At 54.7% G+C, this 26,076-nt stretch carries 13 protein-coding genes; 9 read left to right on the top strand and 4 right to left on the bottom strand.

What is annotated here, in order from left to right:
• Positions 1 to 4: 4 nt before the first annotated feature.
• Complete coding sequence (locus tag QQL54_RS10920) at positions 5 to 574, bottom strand: TlpA family protein disulfide reductase (protein WP_284390576.1); 570 nt, start codon at positions 572 to 574, stop codon at positions 5 to 7.
• Between QQL54_RS10920 and argH the strand changes: the two genes are divergently transcribed.
• From argH to QQL54_RS10935, 3 genes are all read left to right on the top strand, one after another.
• Positions 573 to 1,982 carry an argininosuccinate lyase gene (argH, locus tag QQL54_RS10925; RefSeq protein WP_284390578.1) on the top strand — a complete coding sequence of 470 codons (1,410 nt, stop codon included), beginning with the start codon at positions 573 to 575 and terminating at the stop codon, positions 1,980 to 1,982. The genes QQL54_RS10920 and argH overlap by 2 nt on opposite strands.
• A 100-nt stretch (positions 1,983 to 2,082) precedes the next feature.
• A complete protein-coding gene (locus QQL54_RS10930) occupies positions 2,083 to 4,218 on the top strand; it encodes a TonB-dependent receptor (RefSeq protein WP_284390580.1) in 2,136 nt (711 codons plus the stop codon).
• A complete protein-coding gene (locus tag QQL54_RS10935) occupies positions 4,200 to 5,291 on the top strand; it encodes a PepSY-associated TM helix domain-containing protein (RefSeq protein WP_284390582.1) in 1,092 nt (363 codons plus the stop codon). Before QQL54_RS10930 ends, QQL54_RS10935 begins: the two co-directional genes overlap by 19 nt.
• A gap of 35 nt (positions 5,292 to 5,326) precedes the next feature.
• On the opposite strand, the gene glgB is transcribed toward QQL54_RS10935, so the two are convergent.
• Positions 5,327 to 7,510: a 1,4-alpha-glucan branching protein GlgB gene (gene glgB / locus QQL54_RS10940; protein WP_284390584.1), complete on the bottom strand. Its 2,184-nt coding sequence runs from the start codon at positions 7,508 to 7,510 to the stop codon at positions 5,327 to 5,329.
• 3 nt (positions 7,511 to 7,513) lie between these two features.
• Complete coding sequence (locus QQL54_RS10945) at positions 7,514 to 9,970, bottom strand: glycogen/starch/alpha-glucan phosphorylase (protein WP_284390586.1); 2,457 nt, start codon at positions 9,968 to 9,970, stop codon at positions 7,514 to 7,516.
• Between the two features lie 210 nt (positions 9,971 to 10,180).
• On the opposite strand from QQL54_RS10945, the gene glgC reads away from it, so the two are divergent.
• From glgC to ppk2, 5 genes are all read left to right on the top strand, one after another.
• Complete coding sequence (gene glgC, locus QQL54_RS10950) at positions 10,181 to 11,452, top strand: glucose-1-phosphate adenylyltransferase (RefSeq protein ID WP_284390587.1); 1,272 nt, start codon at positions 10,181 to 10,183, stop codon at positions 11,450 to 11,452.
• 20 nt (positions 11,453 to 11,472) lie between these two features.
• Positions 11,473 to 12,924 carry a glycogen synthase GlgA gene (gene glgA / locus QQL54_RS10955; protein WP_284390589.1) on the top strand — a complete coding sequence of 484 codons (1,452 nt, stop codon included), beginning with the start codon at positions 11,473 to 11,475 and terminating at the stop codon, positions 12,922 to 12,924.
• Positions 12,921 to 16,697 carry a glycogen debranching protein GlgX gene (gene glgX / locus QQL54_RS10960; protein WP_284390591.1) on the top strand — a complete coding sequence of 1,259 codons (3,777 nt, stop codon included), beginning with the start codon at positions 12,921 to 12,923 and terminating at the stop codon, positions 16,695 to 16,697. Before glgA ends, glgX begins: the two co-directional genes overlap by 4 nt.
• Positions 16,694 to 18,316 (top strand): alpha-D-glucose phosphate-specific phosphoglucomutase, encoded by a 1,623-nt coding sequence (locus QQL54_RS10965; protein ID WP_284390593.1) that lies wholly within the window; start codon positions 16,694 to 16,696, stop codon positions 18,314 to 18,316. Before glgX ends, QQL54_RS10965 begins: the two co-directional genes overlap by 4 nt.
• A gap of 117 nt (positions 18,317 to 18,433) precedes the next feature.
• Positions 18,434 to 19,372, top strand: a complete 939-nt coding sequence (gene ppk2, locus QQL54_RS10970) for a polyphosphate kinase 2 (RefSeq protein ID WP_284390596.1) — start codon at positions 18,434 to 18,436, stop codon at positions 19,370 to 19,372.
• Between the two features lie 109 nt (positions 19,373 to 19,481).
• Here the strand turns inward: ppk2 and QQL54_RS10975 are convergent, their stop codons facing one another.
• A complete protein-coding gene (locus QQL54_RS10975; RefSeq protein WP_431355939.1) occupies positions 19,482 to 20,504 on the bottom strand; it encodes a S66 peptidase family protein in 1,023 nt (340 codons plus the stop codon).
• Positions 20,505 to 21,238: 734 nt separating this feature from the next.
• Here QQL54_RS10975 and QQL54_RS10980 point away from each other — a divergent pair.
• A complete protein-coding gene (locus tag QQL54_RS10980) occupies positions 21,239 to 26,053 on the top strand; it encodes a beta strand repeat-containing protein (RefSeq protein WP_284390600.1) in 4,815 nt (1,604 codons plus the stop codon).
• The last annotated feature ends 23 nt before the right edge of the window (positions 26,054 to 26,076 follow it).

Genomic DNA, 26,076 nt, shown 5'->3' on the forward strand with positions numbered 1-26,076 from the left:
GGGCTCACTGGCTCAGCAGATAGTCGACTAATGCTAGCGCTTCTTCACTGGCCCAATCCGCTTCGCCCGGTAATCGGGCGAGTTCTCGACCATTTCTGTCATAGAAGATCGATGTCGGTAGGCCCGGCAATTCTAGGTTCGCATTAATGGCGAAGGTGCCGTCGTGGATCAGCGGCAGATTGGATAGCTCGGTGCGGTCGTAGAAAGCTGCGGCTTCCTCCAGACTTCGGTCAAGGCTGACCGGGACGACCGCAAAATCATCACCGCCGCGCAGCCGCTCCAATTCATCTAGACTTGGCATTTCGACGACACAGGGCGCGCACCAGGTCGCCCAGGCATTCACGAGTATAACCTTGCCTCGATAATCGGCCAAGGTGACCGTGCCGTCCGGCGTGGTCATGCTGAGTGTGGGTTGTAATGGTGGGGCGTCCAGCGACGTCAATTTTGAGAGCGATCCGACCGCAAATCGATCAAGCGCGCCTTCTGGCGCTTGGCAGGCCTTCACGACGACCATGCCAAGCGCTAGGAGGCCGCCAAAGATCATCAGTTTGATTGCATTGGAAAGACTAAACATGGCCAGCGAAATAGAGCGCGCGAGCGGTAAAGGCCAGAGCATGTGGGGGGGGCGTTTCAGCGCACGACCGTCTGACATCATGCAGGCCATCAATGCGTCCATCGGGTTTGACCAAAAACTTGCGGCGGAAGACATTGCCGGATCCAAGGCGCATGCCACAATGCTGGCGAAACAGGGCATCCTCTCAGACGCGGATCGCGACGCGATCCTGTCTGGATTGGACGCTATTCTAGCTGAGATCGAAGCAGGCGAATTTCCATTCTCCGAAGAGTTGGAAGACATTCATCTGAATGTCGAAGCGCGGCTCAAGGATCGCATTGGCGAAGCGGGGGGTCGCCTGCACACCGGTCGATCGCGCAATGATCAGGTTGCGACAGACTTTCGCCTATGGACGCGAAAATCACTAGACTTGTTCGATCATCTTCTGACGGACCTCATGACGGCCCTGCTCGATCAGGCTGAGGCTCATGCGGACACCATCATGCCGGGCTTCACGCATTTGCAAAGCGCACAGCCCGTGACCTTTGGCCATCACATGTTGGCCTATCTGGAAATGTTTGCACGGGATCGCAGCCGGATGCGCGATTGCCGCGTTCGCATGAACGAAAGTCCGCTCGGCGCGGCAGCCTTGGCGGGCACGCCTTACCCAATCGACCGTGATATGACGGCTGAGGCGCTGGGGTTTGATCGACCGATGGCCAATTCACTCGACGCGGTGAGCGCGCGGGACTTTGCCTTGGAAGCGCTCGCCGCCGCGTCAATCTGCGCGACCCATTTGTCCCGTTTGGCGGAAGAGATCGTGATCTGGACCAGCGCACAATTCCGTTTCATCGCTTTGTCGGATGCGTTTACCACTGGCTCCTCCATCATGCCGCAGAAGCGCAATCCAGATGCGGCCGAATTAGTCCGGGCTAAAGTCGGTCGGATCATGGGCAGTCTGACTGCGCTGATGATTGTGATGAAGGGCCTCCCACTCGCTTATTCCAAAGACATGCAGGAAGACAAAGAGCCCGTTTTTGAGGCGTTCGAATCGCTCGAACTGGCGCTGCGCGCCATGGCGGGTATGGTCCGAGATATGGCCCCTAACGAAGCGAGGCTGGCAGAGGCCGCAGGCGCAGGGTTCTCGACTGCGACCGATATTGCTGACTGGTTGGTTATGCATTTGAATAAGCCGTTTCGCGATGCCCACCATGTCACCGGCCGTATTGTGGCACTGGCGGAGGAAAAGGGCCTGACCTTAGACGGTTTGGCGCTATCTGACATGCAAGCGGTGGAGCCGGGCATTACGGACGAAATTTTCTCCGTGCTCAGCCCGCTTGCCTCCGCCACCAGCCGGATGAGTTATGGCGGAACCGCGCCAGATCGTGTGCGCGAGCAGGTGAAGAGGTGGCGATCTCAACTCACATAAGTTAAGGGAAGCCCGCGATCTCAAGTTTGCGAATAATTCGCATTTACATTCCTTTAGAGAATGCTATTGCGAGTCGTTCTCAAGTTTGAAGGGGTTTCTTGTGTTTTTCAAATCAGTCTGCGTCGCGACAATTGTCGCGGTGCCAAGCTTCGCCGTGGCGCAGAGCCAATCGTCGGATTATCAATTTGCCCAAGAAGACGAAATTATCGTCCAAGCTGCACGCCGGGCGATTCCAGTCGAAGCGTTGCCCAATACGGTCCGGTTAATCGATGAGCAGGCCATCCGCGACCAGCTTCTGATTTCGACGAGCCTCGTCGATGTTATCGGGTCGCGCGTGCCGAGTTTCTCGCCCAGCCGCCAGAAGCTCTCAGGCGCTGGTGAGAGCTTCCGTGGCCGCGAGCCGCTCTATCTAATTGACGGCGTGCCGCAATCAAACCCGTTGCGAAATGGCTCACGCGACGGTTTCACCATTGATGCCGCAGTCGTAGAGCGGGTTGAAATTCTCTATGGCGCAAACGCTATTCAAGGCGTGGGCGCGACAGGCGGGATTGTGAACTATGTCACGCTCTCGCCCGCTGCCAACGGCCTTGGGGAAATTCGCGCCGAAGCCGCAGTGACGGCCGATACAGACTTTAACGGCGATGGCTTTGGCTATCGCGGCGTGCTGACGGGATTGAAAGATCTCGGCGCCATCGATTTGGTCGCCAGTGCGGCGTTTGAGACTCGTGGCGCTTTTTATGACGGCGATGGCCGTCGCATTGGCGTGGACGGAACTCAGGGCGAAATTCAAGACAGCCAATCGCTCAATCTCTTTGCTAAGGTGGGTTTCGAGCTCAAGCCGGACATACGTCTGGAAGTCATGGCCAATCTGTTCGAGCTGGAAGGTGATGGCGATTATGTCCAAATTGCAGGTGACCGCGCAACAGGCATGCCGGCAACGTCGGTACGTGGGCAGTCCGAGGGGCAGATACCGACCAACACGGTCAACACGCTGTCTGCCAGCCTTACGTATGACGACCTCCTAGGGGGGCAATTAGAACTGCAGGGCTTTTATCGCGAGTTTGAGTCCGTATTTGGCGGCGGAACATTTAACGGTTTCTTCAATACGGGCACAGAGCCCGCAGGTGTTGAGACGTTCGATCAGTCCTCCAACATTTCCGATAAATCCGGCGCGAAGCTCACTTATAGTCATAGCGATCTGGGTATTGATGGGCTGACGGTCACGGGTGGGTTGGACATCTTGAAAGATGATAGTTCCCAAATCCTAGTGCAGACGGGACGGTTTTGGGTGCCCCAAGTCGAGTTCACGTCAGTCGCGCCATTCGTGCAGCTCGACCAGATGTTCTTGGATGATCGCCTGTTAATCTCTGGCGGCATTCGTCAGGAAAATGCGACCCTTAAAGTGGACGACTATGTCACTATTTTCTCGTCTGGATCGACAGCTGTCGGTGGCGGTGAACCGGACTTTACGAAGACTTTAGTCAATATTGGCGGTAGTTTCGAAATCACAGAAGGCCTGACGCCTTACGTTGCCTATTCCGAAGGCTTCACCATGCCAGATGTTGGGCGCGTGCTGCGGGCTGTCAATGCGTCGGGACAGACGGTCGAGACACTCCTCAATGTCGAACCGATCATTGCCGATAATATAGAGCTGGGCGTTGCCTTTGAACGGGGTGGTTTCCGGGCCAATGCGAGCTATTTCGAATCCGAATCCGCCTTTGGTCAAAGGCTGTTCTCTAATGCACAGGGTATTTTTGAAGTCCGTCGTGAGCCGACGGAAATCTCAGGCTTCGAGCTCTCAGGCGAATATGATTTTAGCGACGCTGTTACGATCGGCGCAGGCTATGCCAATCTGGAAGGTCAGTCGGATCAAGACGGTGATGGGTCCGTGGATGAAGATCTCAGCGCGGAAAATATCAGTCCGGACCGACTGACCTTGTTTGTGGCGGCGTCCCCAATGCCTCAGCTTTCAGTCCGCGCTCAGCTCTCACATAATTTCGACCGCAGCTTCAATGACGCCGCGACGAACACCGACTTTGACGGCTATACATTGATTGATCTGAATGCCGGATACACCACACCGGTCGGTCGATTTGATTTAGGTGTGCAGAACGCCTTGAACGAGGATTACACCACCTATTACAGCCAATCCTCCCCGGCAGCCGTCAATCGGGACAACCGCTTCTTCCAAGGCCGAGGCCGGACGCTGACATTACGATGGTCGACAATCTACTAAGAGAGACGCACCACACGGCAGCGCGCCGTGTGCGCCGGGGTCAGGCAACCTTGCGCAACCTGCATGGCTGGGCGGGTGCGGGCGTTTCTCTGATCCTGGTCGTCATTGCAATCACGGGCAGCCTGCTGGTTTTCAAAGACGATTATATTCGCATGACGGTGCCAGAGGCGCGGCAATCAGTGGATTTATCTCTCTCAGCGCTGGCGCAGGTGACAGAGATTGCTGAAAAGACCTTCGGGCCAGATCAGCTTCGAGCGCTCGTCTATGGGACGCAGGATTTCGGTCTGCACAAAGCCTATCTGACAGAACACCACGCGGCCTATCTTTCGTCCGACGGCACTGTCATCGCGGAATGGGAACAGAACGGTCGGCTTGAAGATTGGCTCTTCGATTTGCACCACCGTCTACTGACGGGAACGGTCGGTTTGTATGTTGCTGGGTTCGCCGGAATAGCCGGACTTGTTTTGATCGTAACGGGGCTGATTGCGGTCTGGCCGATGCGCCGCGGCTGGCGTCGGGGCTTGAAGATCCGCTCGATCTCGCGCGGTCAGCTTCTGTCGGTTCACCGTAATCTCGGCACCTTTGTGGCAGCCCCGCTAATGGTGAGTATCGCGACAGGCGTGATGATGACATTTCCTAATCAGACTCGCGCTGTGTTTGATCAGTTTGGTAGCCCTGAGCCTGTCGATGCCCCGACCTTCACGGCTGGAAAGACAGATTGGCTAAACGCTTTGTCTCAGGCCGAAACGGCCTTCCCCGACGCGACGCCCCGCATGGCATTGTGGGGTCGGAATGATCGGCCATCATCGATCCGTTTGAAACAGGCTCAAGAATGGCACCCGAATGGTCGCACGCTCGTGGTAATCGATCCGGGCACAGGCGCGCTGCTCGGTCGCAATGATGCGCTTAAAAACGGGGTCGGCCGCGAAGCGTACAACGCGGTCTATCCAATCCATGCCGCCCATATTGGCGGACGGATTTATGATACGATTGTATTTCTGACAGGTCTGGCGCTAATGGTGTTGGGGCTGTTTGGCCTCCTTGCCTTCTCCCGACGATTTATACGCCACTAGCCCATTTATTTGAGGCAGGTCTCGTAGGCCGTTTGTCAGCTTGCTTTGGGCGTAAACCAGACGGTCGAAAGCGGCGGCAGATTGATCTGCAAATGCTGTGGGTGGCCGTGCCAATCCTCAGCCATCGTGTCTCGCGCGCCAAGATTGCCAACGCCGGAGCCGCCATAGTGGTTGGCATCTGTATTTAGAACCTCAACCCATCGACCCGCATTGGGCACACCGATGCGGTAATCCATGCGCGGCACAGGTGAGAAGTTGCAGACACACAGCAACGGTTTTGACCGAGCTGCATCCCAGCGCAGGAAGGCCATCACATTGTCCGCTTGTGCGCCGCCTTCAACCCACTCAAAGCCTGATGGATCAAAATCGAGTTCGTGCAGAGCGGCGATGTCGCGGTAGCGATGGTTGATATCTGAGACCAATTTTGAGACCTGCTCATGCGGCTCAGATTGGGCTTGATCCCAGCTGAGCTGGTCATCGGCTTTCCACTCACCCCATTGCGCAAACTCACAGCCCATAAAGAGCAATTTCTTACCGGGATGGGCCCACATGAACCCATAATAGGCGCGCAAATTAGCGAATTTCTGCCAATCATCGCCCGGCATTTTAGAAATTAGACTGCCCTTGCCATGCACGACCTCGTCATGGCTGAGCGGCAAGAGGTAATTTTCGCTAAAGGCGTAATCGATCCCGAAGGTCATTTTATGGTGATGATAGCGTCGATTGATCGGGTCCTCATGCATATATTCCAGCGTGTCGTTCATCCACCCCATGTTCCATTTATAGCCGAAGCCGAGTCCGTCATTATCGGTTGGTTGGGATACACCGGGCCACGCCGTGCTTTCCTCTGCCACGGTCATCACGCCGTCGAGCGTCAGGTAAGCGTCCCGGTTCATCGCCTGTAAGAAACGGACGGCGTCCCAATTCTGATTGCCGCCGTCGGCGTTGGGGATCCACTCGCCCTCTTCACGCGAATAATCGAGATAGAGCATGCTCGCGACCGCATCAACGCGTAGCCCGTCCAGATGATATTCTTCGAGCCAGAAGCGGGCATTACTGATCAAATAATTGACGACTTCTTGGCGGCCGAAATTGAAAATCAGTGTGTTCCAATCGGGATGGAAACCCTGCTTTGGGTCGGCATGCTCATACATGTACGTGCCGTCAAATTGACCCAGCCCGTGCTCGTCAGACGGGAAGTGGGCCGGAACCCAGTCGAGCAACACACCGATATCGGCTTTATGAAACGCCTCAACGAACGCCCGAAATTCAGACGGCGTCCCAAAGCGCGATGTCGGCGCGAATAAACCAATGGGCTGATAGCCCCAACTGCCATCAAACGGGTGCTCCGTGATGGGCATCAGTTCGATGTGAGTGAAGCCATGTTCTTTGACGTAGGGGATCAACCGCTTGGCGATCTCAGCGTAGCTAAGATAATGATGTGGTTCATCACGCTGCCAACTGCCGAGATGGACTTCGTAAACTGAAATTGGCGCGTCGCGGCGTTGTTTCGGTGCCCGGGACTCCATCCATTTTTTATCCGACCAGTGATGACCGGACAGGTCGCGCACGACGGAGGCAGAATGCGGCCGGAGTTCTGCACCAAAGCCGACTGGGTCAGATTTGTAAGGCAATTGATGACCGGCTGCGTCCCGAATGGCGTATTTATAGGTCGTGCCTTCGCCTGCACCAGGAACGAAGAGTTCCCATATGCCGGAACCGCCGCGCGACTGCATCGGATGTTGTGTGCCGTGCCAAGCATTGAAGTCAGCGACGACCGCGACGCCGCTGGCATTAGGCGCCCAAACGGCGAACCGCGTCCCGCTGACGCCGCCCCGTTCCATCACATGCGCGCCGAGCACGCGGTAGAGGTGTTGATGCCGTCCTTCAGTCAATAAATGTAGATCGAGATCACCAATGTCCGGGGAATAGGCATAGGGGTCCCCGCTACGATGCCGCAGCGTTCCGTAATGGGCGATATAGTCGTTTTGCTGACCGAGTTTGGATGTCTTGATCCGCCCTTCAAACAGGCCGTCATCGCTCAGACGGGTCAACTCCAAGATCGTTTTTTTTCCGCGGGCTCTAATCAGCTCGACACGGTCTGCACCGGGTTTGAACGTGCGAATGATTGTCTCCGCCCCGTCCACATGACGGCCGAGCAAGGCAAAAGGGTCGCTTAAAGTTCCAGCGTTGAGCTGATGGATAAGCGTCCTGTCCATGCTTTAAGGGCCTGACGTTTTGTGCGGCGCGCGCCAGATCTGATCCGCATAGCTCCGGATTGTTCGGTCCGAACTAAACCAGCCCATGCGCGCTGTGTTCAGGATCGTTTTCTCTGCCCATTTTTCGGATTGGCCGTAAAGCGCATCAAGATGACGTTGCATGTCCCAATAGGATTGGAAGTCCGGCACAACCTGAAAATAGTCATGCTCAGTGACGTTGGATAGGAAGTCCCGATAGCGATCCGTATCGCCGTCTGAGAAGGTGCCATCTCCGATTTGGGTCATGACCTGTTGTAAGGCGGGTGAGGTCTTGATGATTTCGCTCGGCCGGGCGCGGCGATGTTGGCGCTCGGCTACCTCGTCTGCATTCATGCCGAAGATGAAAATATTCTCTGCGTCGACATGCTCCAACATTTCGACATTGGCTCCGTCAAGCGTGCCGATCGTCAGTGCGCCGTTGAGCGCAAACTTCATATTGCCTGTGCCGGAGGCTTCAAATCCTGCAGTCGAAATCTGCTCTGACAGGTCCGCGCCGGGGATCAGAATTTCTGCCATGGAGACGTTATAGTTCGGTAGGAACACGACCTTGAGCTTATCGCCAATATCGGGGTCATTATTCACGACCTTCGCGACATCATTAATCAGTTTGATGATCAGCTTGGCGAAGAAATAACTCGGCGCTGCTTTGCCGGCGAAAATCTTCACGCGGGGCTGCCAGTCGCCATCCGGGTTGGCCTTGATCGCATTGTAGAGCGCGATCGTCTCCAGAATATTCATGTGCTGACGCTTATATTCGTGGATGCGCTTGATCTGCACGTCGAAGATCGCGTCTGAATTGAGGATGACGCCCGTACGGGTCTTGACCATGTCAGCCAGACGCTGCTTGTTGGCCGCCTTCACCGCCATATAGCGCTGTTGGAAGTCGGCATCGGTCGCAAGCGGTTCAATTTCTTTGAGTTGTTCCAGATCATCAATCCAGCCGTCACCAATCTGCTCTGTCACCAAATCCGAGAGACCCGGATTACATTCCAGCAGCCAGCGCCGCGGTGTGACGCCATTGGTTTGATTGATAATCTTGTCTGGATACATGGTGTGGAGATCATGGAACACGGTCTGCTTCATCAGCTCTGTGTGTAGCGCCGAAACTCCATTGACTTTGCGAGACCCGATGAAGGCCAGATTGCCCATGCGGACCCAGTCTTGCTGGTGCGGGTGGATTGCCTGAATGCCAGCGATGATATGATGGTCGAGCCCCTTCTCAATGGCTTCACGATAGAAGGCCCCATCGATCATATTGATGATCTGCAGGTGACGCGGCAGGATTTGCTCGAAGAGATCGCGCGGCCACTTCTCAAGCGCTTCGGGTAGAAGCGTATGGTTGGTATAATGCAGCGTCTCACGCGTGATCTTCAGCGCGTGATCGAAGTCATAACCATGATCATCCATCAGGATCCGGATCAGTTCCGGCACAGCGATGGCGGGGTGTGTGTCGTTGAGCTGAACCGCGACATGATCACCGAGCGTGTCGAGATTGTCGTAATTGGCGAAGAAGCGACGCAGCAGGTCGTGCAGGGACGCCGACGTAAAGAAGACTTCCTGTTTGAGCCGTAACTCCCGCCCTTGCGGCGTGTGATCCCCCGGATAGAGAACTTTGGAAATCGTTTCAGCCAGAACTTGTTGCCGCGCGGCGGCCATGAAGTCCCCATCATTGAACGTGTCGAGGTTCATCATTCCGGATTGGCGGGCGCTCCATAGGCGGAGCGTGTTGACGTGATCCCCTTCCCAGCCCGCAATTGGCATATCGAAGGCGACCGCCTGAACGGATTCGGACGGGTGCCACGTCGCCTTACCGTCCTCATCATGAGTAACATGGCCACCAAAGCCGATTTCATAGACAACTTCAGGGCGGCGGAATTCCCAGCTATTGCCCGCAAACAACCAGTCTTCAGGCTCTTCAACCTGCCAGCCATCTTCGACCGCTTGGCGGAAAATGCCGTGTTGGTAACGGATGCCATAGCCCATCCCGGCGACGCCTGTTGTGGCCATCGAATCCATAAAACAGGCGGCTAGTCGCCCCAGTCCGCCATTGCCGAGAGCCGCATCCTGTTCGGCGTTGATGACGGTAGTGACGTCCAAGTTTTGCGATTTCAGGAAGGTTTTCGCTTCACTCAAAAGTCCAAGATTGGTCAAATTATCTTCGAGCATTCGCCCGATCATAAACTCCATGGATAGATAATAGACGCGCTTTTGCTTGTTCTTATAGATACGCCGGGTTGTGTCGATCCAGCCTTCGACCATACGGTCCCGCACCGCCAGTGACAGAGCGACGTTCCAGTCGCGCGCATCAGCGTGGGCTTTGTCCTTACCGACAGAATAGATGAGATGGCGCAACACGGATTCGCCGAGCGAGTCCTCATGCAGCTCTCTCGTGTCATCGATCTTGTGAGGCATGGCGTTCATGACCGCTCCATACGAATAAATTCTTGGGATTGGTAGCAGAGAGAGAGAGAAATTGACAGCGCTGTCAATGATCTTCACAAGGATAATATAAGAATGTCGATAAAGTGTGCGTGGTGGCGATTGTCTGGTCATCGGTCAGATAGCCAAAAAACTTTGGATCATGAACCGCGACCATGCTTAAATAGCGTATATTGGGGAAAGTGAGGGTGTGTGGTTCAGACAAAGGCTTTCGGGGGACATCGAAGATTATCAGCTAAGACGCTGGCCATGGTATTGGCGGGCGGGCGCGGCTCACGCCTTAAAGACCTAACTGAAATTCGCGCCAAGCCGGCCGTCTATTTCGGCGGAAAATTCCGGATTATCGACTTTGCCCTATCCAACGCGATGAACTCCGGCATCAAGCGGATCGCGGTCGCAACCCAATATAAACAGCATAGCCTGATCCGGCATTTGCAACGGGGGTGGAACTTTTACCGCGCCGAACGCAATGAGAGTTTTGACATCATGCCTGCGTCTCAGACCATGTCTGACGATCGTTGGTATGAAGGCACGGCAGATGCTGTTTTCCAAAATATCCCAATCATCGAAGCCTATGAGAATGTCGAATATATCGTCGTTCTGGCCGGAGATCATATCTACAAAATGGACTATGAGATCATGCTCGAGGAGCATGTGAACTCAGGTGCAGACGTGACAGTCGGCTGTTTGGAAGTCAGCAAGAAAGAGGCGCGGGCCTTTGGGGTCATGCATGTCGACGATAATGACGTGATCACGGATTTCCTTGAGAAACCTGCAGATCCGCCGACGATTCCCGGTTCGACAGACACGTGTTTGGCCTCAATGGGTATTTACGTTTTCAACAAGGAGTTCTTGTTTGATCAGCTTAAGCGCGACGCGGCGGATCCTAATACGGATCGAGATTTCGGTAAGAACCTGATCCCCTACATTGTTGAAAATGGGAAAGCCCAAGCTCATCGATTCACAAAGTCCTGTGTCCGATCTGAGGGTGAGGAAGAAGCCTATTGGCGCGATGTCGGGACGGTTGATGCTTACATGGAAGCCAACCTTGATCTGTGCTCGTTTGAACCCGCTTTGAATATGTATGATCGGGATTGGCCAATCTGGACCTATTCAGAATTGGCCCCATCGGCTAAATTTATTCATGATGAGGTTGGGCGCCGCGGTCATGCGGTTAATTCTGTCGTCTCGGCGGGATGTATCGTGTCAGGCGCCCGCGTGGATCAATCCCTGCTTTTCACCAATGTCTATGTGCATAGCTATTCCACGCTGAAACGCGCCATTGTCCTGCCCGGCGTTGATATTGGTGAGGTGACCCAGCTGACCAATGTTGTGATTGATCGCGGGGTTAAAATCCCGAAGGGCCTGGCAGTCGGCAATAACCCTAAGCTTGATGCGAAGCGTTTCTTCCGCACCGAAAATGGCGTTTGTCTGATCACCCAAGCCATGATCGATAAGCTGTAAAGCGTCGACGATAGGTTCCCATGCCGCGCCCATCCCATAAGCGTCGCGTCCTGCATGTCGCGTCCGAATGCTACCCGCTGATTAAAACGGGCGGACTGGCTGATGTGGTCGGCGCGCTGCCTATCGCGCTGGATGAGACCGGCGCGGTTGAAAGCACGGTCTTTCTACCGGGGTTTCCGGCTGTATTGGCTGGACTGACCGGGATCAAAACATACGCTAAATTGACGGCCCTCGACGGATCGCCCGTGCGGTTAGTCAGCGGAACAACACAAACAGGCTTGTCGGTGATCGCGGCGGATTGCGACACTCTGTTTGGCTATGACGGCAATCCTTATCAATTAGCGGACGGTTCGGATCGCCCGGGCAATGGCATCGCCTTTGCGAGTTTCTCCAAACTAGCGGCGCAGATTGCGACGGGTATCAACCGAAAGCGCGGATTTGATGTGCTGCATGCGCATGATTGGCAGGCGGGCTTGGCGGCGGCCTATTTGAAGACAGAGGGCGCGGATGTCACAACTCTTTTTACGATCCATAACCTCGCCTTTCAGGGTCTCTTCCCGAAAGAATTACTGGCCAGCACAGGTTTGCCCAATTCTGTCTTCACTGAAGAGGGGCTCGAATATTGGGGTAAGTTAAGTTTCCTAAAATCCGGCGTTACCTATAGCGATTGGGTGACGACGGTCAGCCCGACCTATGCGCTAGAAATCCAGATGGATGAGGACGGAATGGGGTTTGGCGGTCTGCTGCGCAGTCGGTCTGATCGACTTCGGGGTATTTTGAATGGGGTTGATCAAACCGTCTGGGATCCCGCGACCGACCCAACAATTTTTGCGCCGTTTTCTGCGTCTGATTTGTCTGGAAAAGCTAAGAATAAAGCCGCTTTGCAGGATGAGCTGGGCCTATCTCGCGCCGCCGAAGGGCCGCTCTTCTGCGTGATTTCACGCCTGACTGGGCAGAAGGGTCTCGATCTCGTTCCTGATATGCTGGACGGTATTGTGGCGCGCGGTGGACAGATGGCGCTGCTCGGGTCCGGGGACGGCGTGATCGAGCAAGCCTTTCTGGCAGCGCAAAAGCGACACCCGGATCACGTCGCGGTGAAAATTGGTTATGACGAACCCTTCGCTCACAGACTGCAAGCAGGGGCAGACGTCATTCTGATTCCGTCCCGGTTTGAGCCCTGCGGCCTGACCCAGCTTTGCGCCATGCGGTACGGAACGATCCCGGTCACGTCTCGCGTGGGAGGGCTAATGGATACGGTGATCGGTGCGACGCCCGCGACGCAAGCTGTCGGCGCAGCGACAGGCGTGACCTTCCACCCGGTCAATCCGCACATGCTTTGGGCGGCCATCGACAAGTCAATCGCTCTATACGCGAACAAGTTTGAATGGTCACAAATGGTGGCTACAGCCATTGCGCAGGATTTCGGCTGGACTGCCCCAGCGCGCGACTATTTGGAACTCTACCAAACATGAACGATTGGTCTTTCGGGGCAACCCTGACTGAAAGCGGTGCGCAGTTTTCTCTCTTCTCAGCGAATGCGACCGCCGTCACGCTTTGCCTGTTTGAAGGTGAGACAGAGACAGACCGGATCGCATTGACGCGACAGGGCGATATTTGGTCTGTCCATGTTCCCGAGGTCTATGCCGGACAGCTCTATGGCTACCGCGTCGACGGTCCCTATGCGCCCGAGGAGGGCCACCGTTTTAATAACAATAAACTACTGATGGATCCCTATGCCAAAGCGCTATCAGGAGAAATTATCGAACATCCGTCGCTATACGGTCATGTGGGGGACGACGATCTATCTTTTAATAAACAAGACAGCGCCCCCTATGTGCCTAAAGGTGTCGTAACCGGGCCGGGACAACGCACCCGATGGTCACGCCCCGCCACAGCTTGGTCGGACACAGTCATTTATGAGGCCCACGTCAAAGGCCTGACAAACCGCCACCCGGACGTGAAGCCGGACTTGCGCGGCACAGTCGACGCCCTCGCAGATCCAATTGTGATTGAACATTTGACCGCGCTCGGTGTCACCGCGTTGGAACTGCTGCCAATGCAGCAATTCCATTCTGAGCCGCGCCTTACCGAGATGGGGTTGAACAATTATTGGGGCTATAATCCTATTAATTATTTCGTCCCTCACGCGGCTTACCTTGGGCCGAAAGGTAGTGAGGGGCTGCGCCGCAGTGTCGGGGCGCTCCACGCCGAAGGGATCGAAGTTATTCTCGATGTCGTCTATAATCACACGGCTGAGAGTTGGCATTTCGGCCCGACCCTGTCCTACAAAGGCATCGACAATGCGTCCTATTATGCCCTGCAAGAAGATCGTCGTTTCTATGTGAATCATACGGGCACGGGGAACATGCTGGATATGCGCTGCGACGCCGTTCGAAATTTAACCCTCACCAGCCTACGCCATTGGGTCAGCGAATATGGCATTGACGGTTTTCGCTTCGATCTCGCGCCGACCTTGGGCCGCATGGGTCAGGGGTTCGACGCCTCTGCGCCGATGCTCGAGGCCATCGCTAGCGATCCGCTTCTCTCAGAGGTTAAGGTAATCGCCGAACCTTGGGATATTGGTCCGCACGGCTATCAGCTCGGCAACTTTCCATCGGGTTGGGCGGAATGGAACGATGAATATCGTGATGCGGTGCGGAGTTACTGGCGCGGCGATGATTATGCGCAAAAGTCACTCGCCGGTAAGCTACTCGGCTCAGCAGAGCGGTTTGATCATGAGGATCGTGAGACATGGAGTTCTGTCAATCTCATCGCGGCGCATGATGGCTTCACCCTGCACGATACGGTCAGCTTCAACGACAAGCATAATGAAGCCAACGGTGAGCAGAACCGCGACGGTCATGGTCATAATCTCTCTGATAATCTTGGGGTTGAGGGCGCGACAGACAACCCGCTGATCGATGCGGCGCGACGTAACCGCAAGGTCGCCATGCTCGCCACCTTATTGCTTTCACAAGGCACCCCGATGTTGCTGGCAGGCGATGAGTTTGGACAGACTCAGGGCGGGAACAATAATGCCTATTGTCAGGACAATGAAACGAGCTGGCTTGATTGGTCGACCGCAGACACGGTTCTAACGGAACAGGTTCGCGCGCTGACAGCCTTGCGTCGCACCTACCCTCATTTCCGTCAGTCCAATTTTCTACATGGCCAGTCGGTTGAAGGCTCTGTCCTCCCGAATGTGCAATGGATTACGCCTGACGGTGAATTGATGACGGTCGGAGATTGGGAGCGATCTGACCAATCTTGCCTGGGTCTCGTGCTTGCTATGGTGGGCGAACCGACCTTGGCCGTTTTCTTGAACCGTGGGGCTAAGACAGACATCCGCTTATCGGACGGATGGCAACCTGTCTTAGGAAGCCGGTCTTTGCAGGGTGATAGCGTCGTCGTTTTCGAGTTACCCGCTGGGCAATTGCCCGAATGGCGGTATGCGGAACAATTAGACGTGCAGTCTGAAGCGAACGGATTGCTATCAGGGTTTCGCGATGTGTCAGGTCATTGGCACGGCATAACGGACGAGACTCGAGCCGCTATTCTAGGGGCGCTCGGCGTGGACCTTACGGCTCCAGCCCGTGCGTCTGAACCCGTTAAAATTCCAATCAAACCCGTTTTCGGGGCGGACCAGCTTGAACAGCAAAATGGTGTGTGGGGCGTGACGACCGCGCTCTATGCGCTGCATAGCGAAGATAGCTGGGGCATCGGCGATTTCGACGATCTGGCCCGCTTGGCAGAACATCTCGCTCCGACCGGGTGCGACTTTATCGGTATCAATCCCGTCCATGCGCTGTTCCCCAGCGCGCCGCATCTGTTTGCACCCTATTCGGTTTCCTCGCGCCAGTTTTTGAACGTGATGCATATCGCGCCGCACAGGCTGCCTGAATGGACGGGAAAACGCCCGGATTTCAAGTTAAGCGAGTTCGTCGATTACGAGGCTGTTTACAGGGCAAAGACAGACGCGTTCGAGACGGCTTTCTCAGCCTTTCAAAACTTGCCTCATGATCACCCCCGTCGAGAGGCCTTTGCGACGTTCAAACGAGAGGGCAGTAATGCCTTGCGACAGCACGCGGTCTATGACGTTTTGTTCGAACAGCTACCGAGAGAGCGTCAAACTTATCAAGGCTGGAAAAATTTCGCGCCCGAATTTCGCGATCCCGATGACCCCGCGTTGTGCGCCTTCGCCCACGATTATGAAGACCGGATCGACTACTACACTTATTTGCAATGGAACGCGGCGCTCCAGCTAGAGGACGCGCAGGCCCGTGCGCGTTCGGCTGGCATGTCAGTGGGGCTCTATCTCGATCTGGCTGTGGGTGTGACCGAAGGCGGAGCCGATGTCTGGCGGAATCGTGAGGCGTTCGCCCACGGCATAAGCCTTGGCGCACCGGGGGACGCGGCCAATCCAGCCGGACAGCGTTGGAATTTACTACCGCTCCGCCCGGATCGGTTCGCAGACGGCGAGGCGGCGGAAATGCTATTTCGCGCGGCGTTGAAGGCTGTGATGCAACTCGCCGGAGCAGTGCGTATTGATCATGTGTTGGGCTTATCGCGCAGTTTCTGGATCCCAGACAACGCGCCAGGCGGCTATGTAACTTACCCGTTCGACCGGCTGATGCGGGTCATTGCTGAGGAATCCGGCGCCGCGCAGTGTATTGTTTTTGGCGAAGATCTTGGCACGGTGCCTGACGGCTTTCGCGATCGCATGAAAGAGCATCAGTTGATGGGCTGTTCTGTCCAGATGATCGAACGGGGTCAGCACAGTGAGCTACTGCCACGTGAAACATCTCGGCATCTCGCGATGAATGCATGGTCTAATCATGACTTTCCGACAGTGGCAGGCTTCTGGACCGAACGCGATCTGGAGTGGCGTGAGGCCTTAAGTATCGGCATAGAAAACTTGGACTGGGAACGTGAGCAGCGGGCGCGTGATCGGGACGCGATGGCCAATCTCGCTGAGCTCAATGGTGCGCCGAACACACTCAGCGTCAACGATATGGCCCGACTGCAAGCCTATTTAGCGGCGGGACCATCACTCGCCTACGCCGTTCAACTGGACGACCTGCTCTTGTCTGAAAACCAACCCAATGTGCCCGGCACGACGTCGGAGCAACCCAATTGGCGTCGGCGCGCGGGGCTCTCGATTGAGGCTCTTGTCAGTGATCCGGACGTTCTGATCATTCTTGATGCCATTGACGCAGCCCGACCTAGGGGAAAGAAAGCCGAATGACCGAAATAAAGACGACGCCGTTTGATGATCAAAAACCAGGCACCTCTGGCTTACGCAAGAAAGTCGGTATTTTCCAGACCGCAAACTATCTGGAGAATTTCGTTCAAGCGATTTTTGACACGGTGCCGGACTTGAACGGTGGCTTGCTTATTTTGGGCGGTGATGGACGTTACCATAATGATGTTGCGATCCAGACTATCCTGCGCATTGCAGCCGCCAATGGCGTGGCGCGTGTGATGGTCGGGCATGGCGGTATTCTGTCGACTCCAGCCGCGTCTAACATGATCCGGCAGTATGAAGCCGTCGGCGGTATTGTCCTCTCGGCTAGCCACAATCCGGCCGGGCCTGATGGTGATTTCGGCATTAAATTTAATGTCGCCAATGGCGGCCCAGCGTCCACGGCTGTCACTGATGCGATCTTCGAGCGCACAAAAATGATCGACCACTACCGGACCGCAGAGGGATCGGTTGACCTAGACGTGATTGGCGACTCCGCTATCGGCGATATGCAGGTCACAGTCTTTGATCCTGTCGCGGATCATGCTGATCTGATGGAGCGTCTATTCGATTTCGACGCAATCCGAGAGATGATCGCCAGTGATCTGAGCCTATGTTTCGACGCCATGCATGCTGTGACCGGACCTTATGCGACAGAGGTTTTTGTCAATCGCCTTGGCGTGGATCCGGACGGCATGATGAACGTGCAACCCTTGCCTGATTTTGGCGGTGGTCATCCTGATCCCAACCCCGTTTATGCCAAAACCTTGTTTGCCCGTATGTTCGCTGACGATGCCCCGGACTTTGGCGCGGCCTCGGACGGGGATGGGGACCGTTATATCGTGCTCGGTCGAGGCATCTATGTCAGCCCGTCAGATAGCCTCGCAGTGATCACGGCGAACGCCCATCTCGCTCCCGCTTATAAAAACGGCATTTCCGGTGTTGCCCGGTCTATGCCGACCAGTCGCGCCACAGATGTTGTCGCCAAAGCCATGGACGTGGACTGTTTTGAGACCCCAACGGGCTGGAAATATTTCGGGAATCTGTTGGACGCAGGCCGAATTACGATCTGCGGTGAAGAAAGCGCAGGGACTTCATCCGATCACGTGCGCGAAAAAGACGGGCTTTGGGCCGTGCTTATGTGGCTCAATATTCTGACCGTGCGGCGGCAGAGTGTCATGGATATTCTGCGGGATCACTGGGGGATATATGGTCGCCATTATTATAGTCGTCACGATTATGAAGAGGTCGCCAAAGACAAAGCGGAAGCCGTCATGGCGACGTTGCGCGATCAGCTCGCGGACCTACCGGGCCGTCAATTCGGATCAGAGGTCATCAGTGATGCTGATAGTTTCACCTATCACGATCCGATTGACGGTTCGGTCGCAGAAAACCAAGGTTTGCGCGTCATGTTTGAAAGTGGATCGCGTTTCGTCATGCGTTTGTCGGGCACTGGAACGGCGGGCGCGACATTGCGGCTGTATCTAGAGGCTTATGAGCCAAAAGATGGGGTGCATGATGCTGATTTGGCAGAGCGTCTCGCGCCGATTGCGGCGATCGCTGATGAGATCACGAACCTGAAGCAGATTGTGATGAGGGATGGGCCGTCATTGGTTTCTTAAACCCTGCTCGTTGTGGGTGAAAAATGTAGATTTTGTGATCTGCAGCACGCCTTGGGCTATGGAAGCTCGCCTTGCGGCGATCAGATGAATAGGGTGTCGGGATATTTGGAGTAAAAAATGAAACCAACTGACCCCACATTGTCTGATGCTGCAATTGAAGGTCGGTCCATCGACGGTAAGCCTAATATCTTCCCTGAACTCCACTATGACGAAGACGCCATTCGCCATGCCTTTGAAAGTGGTGAGTACCCATACGACACTAAAGTGACGCGAAAAGTCTATGAGGCCAAAAAGGTCGAGCTTCAGACAGAGCTGCTCAAAGTGCAGCGTTGGGCGAAAGAAACCGGTCGGCGTTTCGTCTTAATCTTCGAAGGTCGTGACGCGGCAGGTAAAGGCGGCGCGATTAAGCGCTTTACCGAACATCTAAACCCCCGTGGCGCGCGCGTGGTGGCCTTGGAAAAACCGTCAGAAGCCGAGCGCGGGCAATGGTATTTTCAACGTTACATCCAGCACTTACCAACGAGCGGTGAAATCGTTCTGTTCGACCGATCCTGGTATAATCGGGCGGGTGTTGAGCGGGCGATGAATTTCTGCACACCGACCGAATATCTAGAATTCATGCGCCAGACGCCGAAGTTAGAGCGGATGCTGACCCGGTCCGGAATCTACATGTTCAAATATTGGTTCTCTGTCACGCAAGAGGAACAACGCAAACGTTTCACGGCTCGCAATGAAGACCCACTCAAACATTGGAAACTTTCGCCGATAGACAAAGCCAGCTTGGATAAGTGGGAGGATTATACTGAGGCGAAAGAGGCGATGTTCTATTACACGGACACAGCCGACGCGCCTTGGACCATCATTAAGTCGGACGACAAAAAACGCGCCCGGCTAAACTGTATGATGCATTTCCTGCATAACCTCGATTATCCGGACAAGAATTTTGAGGTTGTCCGTCAGCCGGACCCTCTCATCGTCGGCAAAAGCGCTCACGTCATTCACGGCAATGAACAGCTTATCGATAAGGCAATGCATCCCGACCATCGCCGCAAGTGAGGTGAGAGTAGGAGCAATCTAAGGCTGTCGTGTCCCGCCCCTACCAAAACGCATTACAGCGCTCCGATAATTCGGTTCCACTCACGCCTCAGTAATAAAAACAGGCGGACTAGATAACCGCAGCTTCCAGTAGGCGCACGGTTCCTGTGTCGGAGTCGATCTCAGCTTCAATACCAACGGGTATGGTGAACTGATCAGACATATGTCCGAAAAATGCACCATGAAAGGCCGGGACGCCCAAAGGCTTAAAGTGCTGTTCCAGAACGTCAGCCAACTCAAACCCGCTACCGCCCGAGCTCTTACAACTCGTACATTGACCGAACACAACGCCTTTGAGGCCACTTAAAAGGCCAGCTAGACCCAACTGCGTCAGCATGCGGTCAATACGATATTCAGCCTCGTCTATGTCTTCCAAAAACAAAATGCCGCCATCTGTGTTTGGCATATAGGGCGTACCCACAAGAGCCGTCATGACGGTCAGATTCCCACCGATTAGATGACCCCTTGCTTTGCCGCCTGTAATCGTTTGTGTGCGCCATTTGCGCTGTACAAGCCGGCCATCTTTCAAAACGGGATTCTTGAAAGTGGGCTGCGCGCCATCAAATAATAAGGGCTTAAAATATTCCAGTGTTCTTTCACCCCAGGCGCTCGCTGCATTTGGTCCGTGAAAGCTAACAAGGCCCGTTTTGGCCTGTAGCGCCAAATGAAGGGCGGTGATATCGCTATAGCCGATCAGCGGCTTAGGGTTAGCGCGGATCATATCATAATCAAGATAAGGCAGGATCCGCGCACAGCCCCAGCCCCCGCGCACAGCCATAATAGCCTTCACGGACTTATCGGCAAACATCGCATTGACATCGGCGGCGCGCTCTTTGTCCTGTGCTGCTAAATAGCCAAAATCCTTACCGACATATTGACCCCGTTTTGGCACGAGGCCGAGCGCCGTCACGACCTCTTCGGAAATTTGATACTCAAACCGCTCCAAGCTTTTGCTAGCTGGAGAGACTAAGCCGACCGTGTCGCCCTTTTTCAAACGCGGCGGTTTTATCTTGGTTGTGCTGCTTGATTGCGAAAAGGCTGGCGTTGCGGTTCCCACCAGGCCTGCAAGAGCTAGTGATCCGGATAACGCCATTAAATGTCTTCGGCCGATGTCCATGTTCCGCACTCCCTTTGACAAAATGAATGCCAGAGATCGCGGAGGTGTAAAGTGAAAAATCAACTGCCCTTTGGGCGGCCCTTAAACGTCTATCACGACACGTTAGATCAAACTTCGGGACGGCCCTACTTCTTCCAAGTTATTCAGGATGTTTGTAAGGCAATGGACCCCGATAACGCTATCGGGAAAGCCGATGGTGCGGTTGAGACGACTACGAATCTACTTGTAAGTTACTGAATAGTATCATTTAATCAATGGCGTTATCTCTCAGTCCTTACCAATATGCCTATTTGAGACTTTCGGACAAGGGTTCGATGGAATTGGGATGGTGAGTTATCCCTCACTCGAAGCTTGGGTCGAGTTGAGGTTGGGCCGATGAGCGCTTTAGGCGTTTCATTTGCCAGATGGTTCGCCCTCTGCTGCATGAATTCTCTATGACGTTCGAGAGACATTCAGTTGGAGCTCGGGCAACTTTTGAATCGCTATGAAAGACGAGTTCAATTTGCCTTAGTGACGGGTCGCCATCATTGTCGGCTTGTTGCGGGTTCCCCCCATTGGCGTGATTATTGTTTAATCGATTGTGTTTTCTTGGGAAAGCGTCCAACGCGCCCCTATGTTGTTCTCCCAGCGAATTTGCGCTGGAACTTCCCGAAAAAGAAGCAAATGCAGCGCCCGGAAGGCTGGGAGATGTAAAATTACTTAGGGTTCCAATGATGTTTGATGATATTTTCGGATCTGATCCAGTCTCTGAAGATTTCGCTAAACTTAAGTTTAGCCCTGTTCACGGTGAGACTCCTTCGTTGCTATTCTCTGCGCCTGCTACGCAGCCCACGATTACGCTTCCACCCGCCCCCACAGCTCCCACTGGCGGGGTTGGAATCACCCTGACTAGCGGTAATGATGGCGTTGTTCTGGGCGGCGCGGACGACATCGTTTTTGGCGATGACGGCAATGATGAGATTTACGGTCAAGGCGGCGATGATCAAATCTTCGGTGAGGACGGAATCGACCGCCTGATCGGCGGCGACGGGAATGATGTTCTGGACGGCGGAGCAAGCTCTGATGTGCTTATTGGCGGAGCGGGGGCTGATACACTGGTCCTCGGCGATGGGAATGATACTGCTTATGGTCAGGACGGCGATGACCTAATCTTTGGCGGCGCAGGCAGTGATACGATCTTTGGTGGCGCAGGGGCTGACCGGGTTGACGGCGGCGCTGGGATCGATGTGATTATCGCTGGCGATGGGAATGACATGGTTCTGGCCGGGTCGGGCGATGATGTTGTGTATGGCCAGGTGGGCGATGATCAGGTTGATGGCGGCGGGGGCAATGACACAGTCTATGGCGGCATGGGCAATGACACGCTGATTGGCGGAGCCGGGCTTGATTTGTTGGTCGGTCAATCTGGCGACGACAGTCTCTTTGGCGGCGACGGGAATGATACGCTCTACAGTGGGGCCGGCGACGACTTCATTGACGGCGGAGCCGATACGGACACAATCTTTGGCGGCGATGGCAATGACACACTGTTCGGCGGGGCAGGGGATGACTTGCTGTCCGGTGAAGACGGTCAGGATGATCTAGACGGCGGTACTGGCAATGACGTGGTTCACGGCCAAGCGGGCAATGACCGAGTCACGGGCGGAGAGGGCGACAATATTGTTCTCGGTGGCACGGGCGCGGATGTCTTTTATCAGGCGGGCACGGGCATTGACAGGATTCAGGATTTTCAACTCGGCATTGATAAACTCGAAATATCAAAATCTGTCTCAGACATAGCGGCCCTGCTTGCGGGTGCGCAGGATAATATTGATGCCAATGGCAATCAGACTGTGATTATTTCCAATGGCGAAAGTGGGTTCTTTGTTCTCTCCAACCTTTTAGCTGCTAATCTATCGGTCAGTGACTTTGTCTATGTGAACGACGCGCCTGTGGTCACATCTGGCCCCACTGTGACCGTCGTTGAGAACCAGACGACAGCCTTCACGGCGAGCGCGACGGACGCGGAAGGTGCGACGTTGGCTTACAGCCTGTCTGGCGCGGATGCCGCCTTGTTCGATATTGAGGCTGCTACAGGTGTCGTAACCTTCAAATCCGCCCCTGACTTTGAGGCGCCCGGTGATGCGGACGCAGATAATGTTTACGACGTCATTATTACAGCGAGTGACGGCACGAACAGGACGAGTGAATGCGTTGCAATCACCGTAACTAATGAGAATGATCTCGCGCCAGTATTCACCTTCAATCAAACGGTGTTTGTAACGGAAGGTCAGACAGAGGCCCTCATAGCGCAGGCCCGTGACGCCGATGAAGATATGCTGACTTACAGCCTGTCCGGCACGGATGCGGCTTTGTTCAATATCGACGCTGCGACGGGCGCAGTGACGTTCAAGCGCGCACCAGACTTTGATGCCCCAGGCGATGCGGACGGCGATAATGTGTATGACGTGATTGTTACGGCTAACGATACACTCAACTCTACCGATCAAGCAGTTACGATCACGGTGACCAACCAAAATGATAATGCACCTGTCTTCTCATCAGGCGCAGCTGTCTCCGTTCTGGAAAACCAGACGGCGGCTTATACAGCCACTGCGTCCGACGCGGACGGCAATCAGATCTTCTATAGCCTTTCAGGCCCTGACGCGGCGCTATTCAGCATTGACGTTAGTACAGGCGTTGTCACTTTTAACGCCGCTCCGGACTTCGAGATACCAGCCGACGCAGGTGCAGACAATGTCTATGATATTGTCGTGACGGCCGATGATGGCGTCAACCAAACCGACCAAGCCGTAGCCATAACTGTAGAGGATGTGGCGGAGACCATTGCCCCGATCAATCTCGGCGCTTTGGGATCATCCGGCTTCCGCATTGACGGGGCGGTGGCACGCGACACTTTGGGTTACTCAGTATCCTCTGCGGGTGATATCAATGGCGACGGCTTTGATGATTTCATCATTGGGGCACCATATGCCGATAATAATAGCCGCAACCTTTCAGGTTCTAGCTATGTCATCTTTGGCAGCGCGGGGACCGCACAAACGGATATTGATTTGTCTAATCTCGGCACAACCGGCTTCCGCATCGATGGGGCGGTTGCAGTTGACCTTGTTGGTATCTCCGTCTCTTCTGCTGGTGATGTCAATGGAGACGGTTTTGATGATCTGATCGTCGGCGGGGCTTATGCCGATAATAATGGTCGCAGCAAATCAGGTTCCACCTATGTCATCTTTGGTAGTGCGGGAACGGCTCAGGCGGATATTGATCTGTCCAATCTCGGTACAGCCGGCTTTCGCATCGATGGGGCAGCAGTGGATGACGTGTTTGGTTATTCCGTTTCCGCGGCGGGCGACGTCAATGGGGATGGTTTCGATGATTTGATCATTGGGGCGCGGGGCGCTGACCCCAATGGACTGTCATCAGGCTCCAGCTATGTTCTTTTTGGCGATGCGGGGATCGAAGAGGTTGCTTTTGATTTGTCCAATCTCGGTGGAGCCGGCTTTCGTATTGATGGTGCAGCGGCGGGTGACTTGTTTGGCTTCTCCGTTTCTTTGGCAGGCGATGTCAATGGCGACGGTTTCGATGATTTGATCATCGGGGCAGAGAATGCTGCTCCTAATGGCGTTTCTTCAGGTTCTAGTTATGTCATCTTTGGCAGTGTGGGGACCGCACAGGCTGACATTGATCTGTCAACGGACATTGGCATGGCCGGGTTCCGTATTGATGGGGCAGAGGCATTTGATCGATCGGGCGTCTCTGTCTCTTCTGCCGGCGATGTTAATGGCGATGGGTTCGATGATCTGATTGTCGGAGCTACCGGTGCCGGCACGAATGGTGTCCAGTCAGGTTCCAGCTATATTATCTTTGGCAGTGAGGGGACGGCACAGGCGGATATTGATTTGTCTGTTAATCTGGGTTCAGCCGGCTTTCGTATTGATGCGGCAGGGGCACTTGACCGCTTAGGTAGCTCCGTCACTTCGGCTGGAGATGTCAATGGTGATGGTTTCGATGACCTGCTCATCGCAGCGCGTACCGCTGAGCCCAATGGAGTCCGATCAGGTTCTAGCTATGTCATCTTCGGCAGTGCGGGCACGCACCAGGCGGATGTCGATCTGTCAGCGGATCTCGGCCTGACCGGGTTTCGGATTGATGGCGCGGCGGCGCGGGACTATGCGGGCTTCTCCGTTTCTTCGGCTGGCGACGTCAATGGTGATGGCTTTGATGATCTGATCGTTGGGGCAAGAGGCGCTGATAATAATAGTCGCGACACTTCGGGCTCCAGTTACATTATCTTTGGCGGCGCGACGGGCACAGAAAGCACGGTTGCTGTTACTTCCGCTGGTTCAGTGTCAGTGGATAATTTCACCGGAAATGCGGGAGATGACACATTCACAGCTATTTCCACGGGCGATGTCGTTCGTGGTGGCGCGGGGGATGATCGCATCACAGTCACGTCGCTCGACTTTGCCGACATTCGCGGTGGGACTGGCGTCGACACGTTGGTTTTGAACGCATCCGGACTTAACCTTGATGCGACAACAGCGGGCAACGCCTCGCTCGGCTCGATCGAAGTGTTCGATATCACGGGGTCTGGTGACAATACGCTGACTCTGAACGCACAAGCAGTGTTCGATTTGACCGAAGAACGGTCCGACGGAACGGCGACCCTCGATGTGCTGGGCAATGCGGGTGACCAAGTGACGATCCTAGGCTTTACGGCTGGGGCACAGGTTATTGAAGATGGTGTAACCTACAACACCTACGCAGATGGTAATGCGACGATACGGGTGCAGGATGGTGTGGCCGTGACGACTGTGGGGATTGCAGCCGAGCCGTTGAACAATGCGGACACCGAAGTCCTTGCTGCGAACCCTACCACGGGCACACGAACTGTATCGGTTGAGCAAATTGCTGATCCTGATAGCAGTACGTTGACCTATGCGTTTGACGAAATCCCAGACTGGTCTGATTTTCTAACGTTGGACGCGCTGGGGCAAGCTAACTTTGAGGCGCTTACGACGGGTACCAAAGCTTCGTCGGACCCAGTCTCAGAACCGGAGTTCTTTATTGAGGCTATCGACGCGAAAGCGACGCTGACACCGGTTGCCGAGAACACAAGCATGGAAGAGGTAACTCGACTTTCGATTGCCGAGGATATCGCGTTGAATAAAGTTGACGTTCTGGTGATTGCGGAAACCAATGGGGCGGATGATGTCTCAGTCGATAGCGTCCTATTATTCGATGATCATCAGTCTTGGGGAAATGTCTTCACATCACTGAGTGTCGGCCGCGATGGCCATCTCAGAAAAGTGTCCGGCCAGGCAGATGACATGATCAATGATCTTTCGTTCAATGACGTTGATCAGAGTCTCTATGGTCTCGATGAATTCAAGTTTCTTTCAGTTGATTACGTTAGCGAAGGGCAAGAACCTGACTCTGCCTATTCGACCGAATCTACGGGCTCTGATTTCAGTGCCGCTCAGGTTGACTTGACACTTGGTGTGGATGACGGAGCCTTTCTTTAAGACCATTCAGCCTGTCGGGTACA

This window comes from Algimonas ampicilliniresistens, assembly GCF_030159955.1.
Lineage (GTDB): Bacteria > Pseudomonadota > Alphaproteobacteria > Caulobacterales > Maricaulaceae > Litorimonas > Litorimonas ampicilliniresistens.

Bases quoted from the DNA above. Each gene is read 5' to 3' on its own strand.
- argH (WP_284390578.1), top strand. From the start codon at position 573: ATGGCCAGCGAAATAGAGCGCGCGAGCGGTAAAGGCCAGAGCATGTGG.
- QQL54_RS10920 (WP_284390576.1), bottom strand. From the start codon at position 574: ATGTTTAGTCTTTCCAATGCAATCAAACTGATGATCTTTGGCGGCCTC.
- QQL54_RS10935 (WP_284390582.1), top strand. From the start codon at position 4,200: ATGGTCGACAATCTACTAAGAGAGACGCACCACACGGCAGCGCGCCGT.
- glgB (WP_284390584.1), bottom strand. From the start codon at position 7,510: ATGGACAGGACGCTTATCCATCAGCTCAACGCTGGAACTTTAAGCGAC.
- QQL54_RS10945 (WP_284390586.1), bottom strand. From the start codon at position 9,970: ATGAACGCCATGCCTCACAAGATCGATGACACGAGAGAGCTGCATGAG.
- glgA (WP_284390589.1), top strand. From the start codon at position 11,473: ATGCCGCGCCCATCCCATAAGCGTCGCGTCCTGCATGTCGCGTCCGAA.
- glgX (WP_284390591.1), top strand. From the start codon at position 12,921: ATGAACGATTGGTCTTTCGGGGCAACCCTGACTGAAAGCGGTGCGCAG.
- QQL54_RS10965 (WP_284390593.1), top strand. From the start codon at position 16,694: ATGACCGAAATAAAGACGACGCCGTTTGATGATCAAAAACCAGGCACC.
- ppk2 (WP_284390596.1), top strand. From the start codon at position 18,434: ATGAAACCAACTGACCCCACATTGTCTGATGCTGCAATTGAAGGTCGG.
- QQL54_RS10975 (WP_431355939.1), bottom strand. From the start codon at position 20,504: ATGGCGTTATCCGGATCACTAGCTCTTGCAGGCCTGGTGGGAACCGCA.
- QQL54_RS10980 (WP_284390600.1), top strand. From the start codon at position 21,239: ATGATGTTTGATGATATTTTCGGATCTGATCCAGTCTCTGAAGATTTC.